This is a genomic window from Kerstersia similis (assembly GCF_965139615.1).
GTDB classification, from domain to species: domain Bacteria; phylum Pseudomonadota; class Gammaproteobacteria; order Burkholderiales; family Burkholderiaceae_B; genus Kerstersia; species Kerstersia similis.
On record NZ_CBCSIQ010000002.1, the window covers coordinates 285,843 to 294,133 of the forward strand.

Genomic DNA, 8,291 nt, shown 5'->3' on the forward strand with positions numbered 1-8,291 from the left:
ATGGGCCATCATAATGGCCCGGTTTCGCCGTGCCCGTCCGGATTGGCGAATAGGAGACTTTTGATGCAAGACACACAGGCAGGACACGAACTCAGGCGCGGCCTGAGCAACCGCCACATTCAGCTGATCGCGCTGGGCGGTGCCATTGGCACCGGGCTGTTTCTGGGCATCGCCCAAACCATCCAGCTCGCCGGACCCGGCGTCTTGCTGGGCTATGCCATCGCCGGCTTCATAGGTTTTCTGATTCTGCGCCAACTGGCGGAAATGGTCGTAGAAGAGCCTGTTGCCGGTTCGTTCAGTCACTTTGCCTATAAGTATTTCAGTCCGTTCATGGGCTATCTGTCGGGCTGGAATTATTGGGTGCTCTACGTGCTGGTCGGCATGGCCGAACTGACGGCAGCCGGGCTCTATATGCATTACTGGTTCCCCGATATCCCCACCTGGGTATCCGCGCTGGGCTTTTTCGTTCTGATCAATGCCATCAACCTCAGCAGCGTCAAATCCTTTGGCGAAACGGAATTCTGGTTCTCCATCATCAAGGTGGCGGCCATTGTCAGCATGATCGTATTCGGCCTGTATCTGCTGGGCTCCGGCAAGGCTGGCCCAGAGGCCGGCGTCTCCAACCTGTGGAACAACGGCTTTCTGCCCAACGGCCTGGGCGGCCTGGCGCTGGCCATGGCCGGTATCATGTTCTCCTTCGGCGGCCTGGAGCTGATAGGCATCACCGCCGCCGAGGCAGACAATCCTCGCCAAAGCATCCCGCGCGCCACCAATCAGGTGATCTACCGCATCCTGATTTTCTATATCGGCGCACTGGCCGTGCTGCTGTCGCTCTACCCCTGGGAAAAGGTCGTTACCGGCGGCAGCCCCTTCGTGCTGATTTTCCATGAGCTCGACAGCAAACTGGTCGCCCATGTGCTCAACGTCGTGGTGCTGACCGCCGCGTTGTCGGTCTATAACAGCGGGGTCTATTGCAATAGCCGCATGCTGTACGGCCTGGCCAAGCAAGGCAATGCCCCCAAGGTACTGACCCATATCAACCGACGCGGCATTCCCACCTTCGCCCTGGGCGCATCCGCTGCCGCCACTGCGCTCTGCGTCGTGATCAACTATTTCATGCCGGGCCGCGCCTTTGAATTGCTGATGAGCCTGGTGGTTTCAGCGCTGGTCATCAACTGGGCCATGATCAGCCTGACACACCTGCGCTTTCGCCGTACCAAACAGCGCGAAGGCCATGTCACCGGCTTCCGCAGCATCGGCTATCCGTTCACGAACTATTTCTGCATCCTGTTCCTGGCCGGCATTCTGGTCGTGATGTACCTGACGCCGGGGCTGCGCCTGTCCGTCTATCTGATCCCGTGCTGGCTTCTGGCCCTCGCTATCGGCTATCGTTTTCGTCGTAGCGATGCGATTGCACTCCCCGGCACCAGTATCGCAAACGCCAGCGTTCCGGTACGCTGATAGCCGTGAAGCATGAAATAACCCATCCGTCAGGAAGATATCGCAATGTTTGAACATATCCCGCCCTACCCCGGCGACCCGATTCTTACCCTCAACGAAGAGTTCCAGAAAGACCCGCGCCAGGACAAAGTGAACCTGAGCATCGGGATCTACCTGGATGACAATGGCCGCCTGCCCGTCATGGCTGCCGTGCGCGCCGCCGAAGAAGCGATTGGCGCAACGTCGGTACCCAAGCCTTATCTGCCCATGACCGGCAGCCCGGCCTATACCAGTGCGGTACAGGAACTGATATTCGGCAGTGTCGTCCCCAATGTTGCTACGGCGCAAACCCTGGGCGGCTCGGGTGCGCTGAAAGTCGGCGCCGATTTCATCCGGCGCTACTTCCCGGACTCGCAAGTCTGGCTGAGCGACCCCAGCTGGGAAAACCACCGCTTCATCTTCGAGCGCGCGGGCTTCACGGTCAATACCTATCCGTACTACGACGCTGAAACCGGCAGCCTGAAATTCGACGCCATGCTGGCGGCGATCCGTGAGTTGCCTGCCAAGAGCGTGCTGTTGTTGCATGCCTGCTGCCACAACCCCACGGGCGTCGATCTGAACGAAGCGCAGTGGCTGGCGGTGCTGGACGCTGTCGAAGAGCGCGGCCTGCTGCCCTTCGTGGATATGGCTTATCAGGGGTTCGGCGCCGGTATCGAAGATGATGCTTTCGCGATCCGTGAAATGCTGCGCCGCAATATTCCTGCTTTCATCGCCAATTCGTTCTCGAAGAACTTCTCGCTCTACGGCGAGCGTTGCGGTGGCCTGTCGCTGATCTGCGAAGACCAGAATGCTGCCCAGCGCGTCCTGGGCCAGCTGGCCAGTGTCGTACGCTCCAATTACAGTTCGCCTCCGGTACACGGTGCAACCGTGATTACCCAGGTACTGAACACGCCGGAACTGCGGGCGCAGTGGGAAGCACAGCTCACCACCATGCGTGAACGCATGGTGGCCATGCGCGCCACGCTGTTCCAGCTGCTGAGCGAAAAGGTCAGCAACAGCCACCTGGACCGCTACATCCAGCAACGCGGGATGTTCACCTACACCGGCCTGAGTGCCGAACAGGTAGATAGCCTGCGCCATGAGCACGGTGTTTACATCCTGCGTTCGGGCCGCATGTGCGTGGCCGGCCTGAATGAATCCAACGTTGGCCGTGTGGCGGAAGCCGTCACGAAGGTGATGCAGCAAGCGCTGGTCTGAGGCCAGCCTTCACGGGTTCCAGCCTGCATCCGCAGGCGGAACCTGGTCGCAATGACTTTTGCGGCATCGCACAAAATCACTCACCGAATCGGGCCGGAACTGTTACCATTTCCGAATCCATTGGCGTCACACAATAAAAACGCGCCAGGGATCTGCCTCTCCCTCACCAGGAGCTTCCAGGCAGTTTGCCCGGTATCATTGAATGGTACCGGACATCCCCACACGATCCGGAGAGACCCAAGAGTGAAGCCACACCACGCGACAAGCACCGAACCGCCTGCCGGTTCTTCCGCACGCCAGGACATCCGCCTGCTGGGACGCCTGCTGGGCGAAACCATCAGGGAATGCGAAGGCAAACCCGTCTATGACCTGGTGGAAACGCTGCGCCGCGCTGCCGTCAAATTCCGTCGCGAAGGCAGCAAGCGTGAACGCGATATTCTGGAAGAACGCATCAGTGCGCTCAAAGGCGAACAGGCGACTGCCGTTGCCCGCGCCTTCAGCTACTTTCTGCAGCTTTCCAATATTGCGGAAGACAAGGAACAGAACCAGACCCAGCGTGAACAGGCGCGTGAAGGCACGGTGCCCGGCAGCCTGGCGCATACGCTGGCAGAGCTGCTGGACAACGGCCAGACCCGCCGCCAGCTGCTGCATTACCTGGAACAGGCCGACATCGTGCCAGTGCTGACGGCACACCCGACGGAAGTGCAACGCAAGAGCACGCTGGACCTGCACCACGAAATCGCCCACCTGCTGGCTTCCCCCGAATATGGCGACAACGAGGTCGAAGACCGCCTGGTCGCGCAGATCGTTACCTTGTGGCAGACCCGCATGCTGCGACGCCAGAAGCTGACCGTGCTGGACGAAATCGACAATGCCCTGGTGTATTACGACCGCACCTTCCTGAAGGTGGTGCCGCGATTGCACCAGGACGTCGCGCGCCAGCTGGCCGCAGGCAAGCCCGGCCGCCTGGGCCGTCCGCTGCCATTGCTGCCTGCCTTCCTGCGCATGGGCAGCTGGATCGGCGGCGATCGTGACGGCAACCCCAATGTCGATGCGGAAACGCTGGAACAGGCCTTGCTGCGTCAGTCCACGCTGGTGCTGCGTCACTACCTGGATGAAGTACGTCACCTGGGCATGGAGCTTTCGCAAGCCCAGTCCCTGTGCCACCCCAGCAGGGATCTGCTGGCCCTGTCTGCGATCAGCCGCGACCCGTCCTCGCACCGCGAAGATGAACCCTATCGCCGCGCCTGTATCCATATCTATGCACGCCTGGCTGCGACCGCGCGCGAACTGACCGGCCGCGAACTGGCCGAACGGCCCAGCTATCCCGCGGCGCCTTATGCGGATACGGCTGAATTCGCGGCAGACTTGCGCTGCATTGGCGCCTCCCTGGAGGAAGACCATGGCGCGCTGGTCGCCCAAGGACGCCTGGGTGCGCTGGAACAAGCCGTGGAAATCTTTGGCTTCCATCTGGCAACGGTCGATCTGCGCCAGAGCTCTGACGTGCATGAGCGCGTCCTGACCGAACTGTTCACCGCCGCCGGCGTCATGCACGACGGGCAGCCGCTGCAATATCAACGCCTGGACGAAAACACGAAAATCGCCGTCCTGCGAGCGGAATTGCGCCAGGCACGGCCTCTGGTCTCGCCGTGGATGGAATACTCGGAAGAAACCCGCAAGGAGCTGGCCATCCTGCGCATGGCTGCCAGCTGCCGCGCGCGCTTTGGCAAGCGCGCCGTCATGCAGGCCATTGTGTCCCACACCGAATCGCTCAGCGATTTGCTGGAAGTACTGGTGCTACAACAGGAAGCCGGACTGGTCGCACCAGCGCTGTCGGCCGATAGCGGTGACAGTGGCGGCCTGATGGTCGTACCGCTCTTTGAAACCATTCCCGACTTGCAGCGCGGCCCCGAAATCATGGCCGGCTGGCTGGATATCCCGGAAGTCGCTGCGCGGGTGCGCCAGGTGCAGGACGATGTACAGGAAGTCATGCTGGGCTATTCCGACAGCAACAAGGACGGGGGCTATCTGACCTCGAACTGGTCGCTGTATCTGGCTGAACGCGAGCTGGTACGCGTGTTCGACAAACGACGCGTTCACCTGCGGCTGTTCCACGGGCGCGGCGGCTCCGTCGGCCGTGGCGGCGGCTCGACGCGCGACGCCATCCTGGCCCAGCCTCCCGGCACAGTGGGTGGCCGCATGCGACTGACGGAACAGGGTGAAGTCATCCAGGCCAAGTACAAAAATCCGGAAGTCGGCCGCCGCCATCTGGAACAGATCGTCGGCGCCACGCTGCAAACCAGCCTGCGCCCCGCCAAGGCCGCCAACCAGGCAGAAGATGAACTGGTCGCGCGCCATGGTGCCGCGCTGGCGGCCTTGTCCACCGTCGCGGAGCGCAGCTATCGTGAACTGGTCTATGAAACGCCGGGGTTTGCCGACTACTTCTTTACCGCGACGCCCATCCGCGAGATTCCCGGCCTGAACATCGGTTCGCGGCCCTCCTCGCGCAAGGCGACCCAGCGTATCGAAGATTTGCGTGCCATTCCCTGGAGCTTTTCCTGGGCCCAGTGCCGCCTGCCGCTGACGGGCTGGTATGGCGTGGGCAGTGCGCTGCACGCTTATGTCGAACAAGGTGCGCAGGGCAGCCCGGCCACGCCGGCCGCACGCCTGGCGCAATTGCGCGACATGGCGCGCACCTGGCCGTTCTTTGCGACGCTGCTCTCCAATATGGAGCAGGTGCTGGCCAAGACGGATCTGGATATCGCACGGCGTTATGCCGATCTGGTCGAAGATCGTAAACTGCGCGATACCATCTTCGGACAAATCGCCCGTGAATATGAACTGACCCTGCAAATGTTCGAGAAAGTCACCGGACGCCAGTTGCTCGCCACTGCGCCTGACCTGGAAGCCTCGCTGGCAGCGCGTTTCGCCTATATCGACCCGTTGAACCATCTTCAGGTCGAACTGCTGCGCCGGCTGCGTGCTGGCGGCAGCAAGGCTGGCGGCAAGGCCGTGGAACGCAATCAGCGCGCCATCCATATGACGATCAACGGCATTGCCTCGGGTCTGCGCAACTCGGGCTGATTACTGACCGCTTCAAGCTGCACCTCCAGGGTTAGAAAGGATCGCCATGCACGCGTTTCGTCCCGCCATCCCGCCGGTCTTGCGTCCGGTGCTGGTTCTGCTGCTCTGCCTGCTGTTCTGGCTGGGCAGCGGCTTGCCGCTGGCGCAAGGTGCGCGTTCGAGCGCGCCCGAATTTCCCTGGAGTACGCAGCTCACCGATGCCAGAACCCGCATCGACACGATCAAGGCCCGTCTCCAGGAAACACCGGACGACGAGCAATTGCAGGCGCTGCGCCTGGAGGCCCTGCAGGCTTATCGGCTTGCCAGCGATGCCGGCCTCGAAATTGCGCCGACCCTCACCAATCTGCAGGAGCGCCAGCGCGAACTGGGCAGCGCGCCTGAAGGGACGAGTGAGGCAGCCGTCCTGGCTGGCGAACGCAAACGACTGGATAGCGAAGCCAACAGCCTGGAGGCGCAATCGCGCCTGGCCAGCCTGATCGCGCTGGACGCCACGCAAGCGCTGGAGAGCATTGCCACCCATCGCCGTGACCTGTTCAACGCGCGGCTGGGGCAGCGCAGCTACACCATCCTGTCCGCCGCGTTCTGGTCGGATCTTGCCAGTACCACGCCGCTGGATACCATGCGGTCGCGCGGCCTGCTGGCGGAAACCGGCAGTACCCTGGCCAGCCTGACGGTCTGGCAATGGCTGGGGGCAGCGGTCTGGCTGGTATTCATGATTGCGGCGGGCGGCCTCCTGCAACGCCGTTTCTGGCATTACAGCGCCACCCAGGTGCCGCCGGGCCGTTTGCGCCGCGCCGTCCATGGCTGGACTCGCGTGCTGCTGGCCGCAGCGGTTCCGATGCTGCTGCTGGAAGGGTTCAACCTGGGCCTGGGCTGGGTATCGCAACCTTCCGGCCCCACCCAGGAATTCATCAGGGGAATGATAGGCACGGTGGGCTTCTGCGGCTACATCATCGGCCTGGGCCAAGGGTTGCTGATGCCGCGCCACCCCTCCTGGCGCCTGCTGTCCATGCAGGACAGCACCGCACTGGCGCTGCGCCACCTGCCGTTCTGCGCCGCGCTATTCATCGGCCTGAGCTGGCTGGCGGAAAACCTGGCAGCGCTGGCCAGCGTACGCCTGTCCATCATCATCCTGATTCACAGCCTGGCTGGCCTGGCGCTGATCCTGGTTCTGGGCGGCGTGCTGAAAAAACTGTCGCTGCTGCAGCGGGCACAGCCAGACAGCGCAAGCTTGAGCGATGCGCCCTGGCTCACGCGCCTGATTGTGCGGCGCCGTGGCCTGGTGCTGGCTGTCGCCTGGATCGCCCTGATCTTCAGCCTGGCCAGCCTACTGGTGGGCTATGTCGCCCTGGCGACCTTCATTCTGAAACAGATCATCTGGAGCAGCGTGGTGCTGGGCACCGCCTTCCTACTTTCCATCACTGCAACGGATCTTGCACACCTGCCCGTCTTGCAGCGTAACCGGCCCCTGTCCGGCGATGAGCCGGAGGTCGGCGGAGACTCCCCCTTGCGGCCCTGGATGGTGCTGTTCGGCGGGCTGGTGCAGATGAGCATTGCCCTGTGCGCCCTGCTTTTGTTGTTTGCCCCGTACGGCCAGGGCCCACTGGATATCTATGAACACCTGGAGCGCATGCGCGGCAGCCTGTCGATAGGCGACATCCAGCTGCGTCCGGCCGCCATTATCCAGGGCCTGATGCTGCTCATGCTGGGTATTGCTGCCGTCAAGGCCATGCAACACTGGCTTTCCCACCATTTGCTGCCGGCCACCCGCATGGAGCCCGGCATGCAAGCATCGAGCAGCACGCTGGCAGGCTATCTGGGCTATGTCGTTGTGGTCGCCACGGCGCTGTCTGCCAGTGGCGTCGGCCTGGAACGCGTCACCTGGATCGCCAGCGCACTGTCGGTCGGTATCGGTTTCGGCTTGCAGGCAATCGTGCAGAATTTTGTCTCCGGGCTGATCTTGCTGACCGAGCGCCCGGTGAAAGTCGGAGACTGGGTGTCACTGAGTGGCGTGGAAGGCGATATCCGCCGCATCAACGTACGGGCGACGGAAATCCAGATGAGCGACCGATCCCGTCTTGTCGTACCGAATTCCGAATTCATCACCAAAATCGTCCGCAACGTCACGCCGATCAATGCCTTGGGCCGTGTGCAGATCAAACTGCCGCTGCCGCTGGATACCGATACCGGCAAAGCGCGTGCCATCCTGCTGGAAGCCTTGGCCCACGAGCCGGCCATTCTGAAAACCCCCAGCCCTGAAGTCTATCTGGACGATATTGCGGCCAGCGGCATGGTTTTCAATGCAGTCGCCTATGTCTCGTCGCCACGCGGCGCCTATGCGGCCCGCAGCCGGGTATTGTTCGACAGCCTGCGCCGTTTGCGTGAAGCCGGTATTCCGCTCAGCTCGCCTTCCACCATGCTGCTGGCCTCCGCCAATGGTGTNGCAGCCGCCGCGCCGACCCAGCCAGCATCTGAAAAATAGCTGAGTGACTGCCCCCCCTGCCCATTCC

Annotated in this window: 4 protein-coding genes; all 4 read left to right on the top strand. The window is 62.3% G+C overall.

Annotation, left to right across the window (positions count from 1 at the left end; genetic code table 11):
- Positions 1 to 63: 63 nt before the first annotated feature.
- On the top strand, positions 64 to 1,461 hold the full coding sequence (locus tag ACNA1V_RS02590) for an amino acid permease (RefSeq protein ID WP_415832014.1): 1,398 nt from the start codon (positions 64 to 66) through the stop codon (positions 1,459 to 1,461).
- A 45-nt stretch (positions 1,462 to 1,506) separates the two neighbouring features.
- Positions 1,507 to 2,697, top strand: a complete 1,191-nt coding sequence (locus ACNA1V_RS02595) for an amino acid aminotransferase (RefSeq protein WP_415832015.1) — start codon at positions 1,507 to 1,509, stop codon at positions 2,695 to 2,697.
- 243 nt (positions 2,698 to 2,940) lie between these two features.
- Complete coding sequence (gene ppc, locus ACNA1V_RS02600; protein ID WP_415832016.1) at positions 2,941 to 5,781, top strand: phosphoenolpyruvate carboxylase; 2,841 nt, start codon at positions 2,941 to 2,943, stop codon at positions 5,779 to 5,781.
- A 46-nt stretch (positions 5,782 to 5,827) separates the two neighbouring features.
- A partial coding sequence (locus tag ACNA1V_RS02605; protein WP_415832017.1) for a DUF3772 domain-containing protein occupies positions 5,828 to 8,223 on the top strand: 2,396 nt, incomplete at its 3' end.
- Between the last annotated feature and the right edge of the window lie 68 nt (positions 8,224 to 8,291).

Excerpts from the sequence above, each read along its gene's own strand:
- ACNA1V_RS02590 (WP_415832014.1), top strand. The coding sequence starts at position 64 with ATGCAAGACACACAGGCAGGACACGAACTCAGGCGCGGCCTGAGCAAC.
- ACNA1V_RS02595 (WP_415832015.1), top strand. The coding sequence starts at position 1,507 with ATGTTTGAACATATCCCGCCCTACCCCGGCGACCCGATTCTTACCCTC.